The sequence below is a fragment of the Ideonella azotifigens genome (assembly GCF_006519715.1).
Taxonomy (GTDB): domain Bacteria; phylum Pseudomonadota; class Gammaproteobacteria; order Burkholderiales; family Burkholderiaceae_C; genus Ideonella; species Ideonella azotifigens.
Window position 1 is genome coordinate 1 of the sequence record NZ_VIDT01001090.1, and the last position, 1,272, is coordinate 1,272.

3 protein-coding genes are annotated in these 1,272 nt (G+C 69.3%); all 3 read left to right on the forward strand.

Going from position 1 to position 1,272, the window contains the following annotated elements:
• Positions 1–442 (forward strand): SapC family protein (locus FKP22_RS30780; protein WP_141291981.1); only part of this gene is annotated, 442 nt, incomplete at its 5' end.
• A gap of 60 nt (positions 443–502) precedes the next feature.
• Positions 503–1,105 (forward strand): helix-turn-helix domain-containing protein, encoded by a 603-nt coding sequence (locus FKP22_RS30785; RefSeq protein WP_141291982.1) that lies wholly within the window; start codon positions 503–505, stop codon positions 1,103–1,105.
• The coding region (locus FKP22_RS30790) for a hypothetical protein (protein WP_375140636.1) at positions 1,092–1,272 on the forward strand (181 nt) is incomplete at its 3' end. The genes FKP22_RS30785 and FKP22_RS30790, both read left to right, overlap by 14 nt.

A 1,272-nucleotide genomic window follows, 5' to 3' on the forward strand; every position in this document is an offset into this window, starting at 1 on the left:
ACGCCAGGAGCTCACGCTGTGCATTGACGAAGCCGCCACCGTGGCGGTGGGCGCCGATGCGCCCGCGCTGTTCGACAGCGAAGGCCAACCCAGCGCGATGACCCGCAGCGCGCTGGCCTTTTGCCGCGACTACCAGGCCCATCACCTGCTGACGCAGGCCTTCTGCCAGGCCGTGGCCGCCGCCGGCCTGCTGGTGGACCGACATGCCGACATCGCGCTGCACGACGGGCGCCCCCTGCGCCTGGACGGCTTCAAAGTCATCGACGAAGCCCGCTTCAACCAGCTGCCGGCGGAGACGCTGGCCCAGTGGCGCGACAAGGGCTGGCTGGCCCCGGTCTACGCCCACCTCCAGTCGCTGGACAACTGGCGCACGCTGATCGACCTGGCACGTGAGGCCGCGCCGCCCATCCCTGGCCTGCCCGCCGGCACCATGCGTCAGTGATCCTCATTCTCTTGATTGAGAGGATTTCCCAATTCATGGAATTTGTTCCACAATCGGGAAATGGCGATCAATTCTGAGAACTCACCTGACACCACGACCGAGGACACGCTGGACCAGCGCCTGTCCGAACGCCTGGCCAGCCTGCGCCAGCGCCAGCAATGGTCACTGGACGACTTGGCGCAGCGCACCGGCATCAGCCGGGCCACGCTGTCGCGCCTGGAGCGCGGCGAAACCAGCCCGAGCGCCAGCCTGCTGAACCGGCTGTGCGCGGCGTACGGGCTGCCGATGTCGCGCCTGCTGGCCGAGCTGGAAAACGCGCCGGTGCAGCCGCTGCCTCGCAGCGCGCAGGCCTTGTGGGTGGACCCGGAGACGGGTTTCCGGCGCCGCATGGTCTCGCCGCCCGGCGCGGGCTTTGTCGGCGAGCTGATCGAGGGCGAGCTGCCGCCCGGCGCCAGCGTGCTGTACGAGCAACCCAGCGTGCAGGGGCTGGAGCACCACCTGTGGCTGCAGTCCGGCGGCCTGACGCTGACGCTGCAGGACCAGGCCCACCCGCTGCAGCCCGGCGACAGCCTGCGCTACCGCCTGTGGGGCAGCTCCCGCTTCCAGTCCACCGGCAGCGAGCCGGCCCACTACTTGATCGCGATCTGCCATGTCAGCAGCTGAAGACACCCGCATCGAAGCTTGGCCGGCCGAACTGACGCCCGTGCAACTGGACCAGCTTGCAGCCTTGCTACAGGCCAGCGTGGCCGCAGGCGCCAGCATCGGCTGGGTCAACACGCCCAGCGAAGAGACGGCGCTCGCCTTCTGGCGCAACTGCAGCCAGGCGGCCG

Bases quoted from the DNA above. Each gene is read 5' to 3' on its own strand.
- FKP22_RS30785 (WP_141291982.1), top strand. From the start codon at position 503: ATGGCGATCAATTCTGAGAACTCACCTGACACCACGACCGAGGACACG.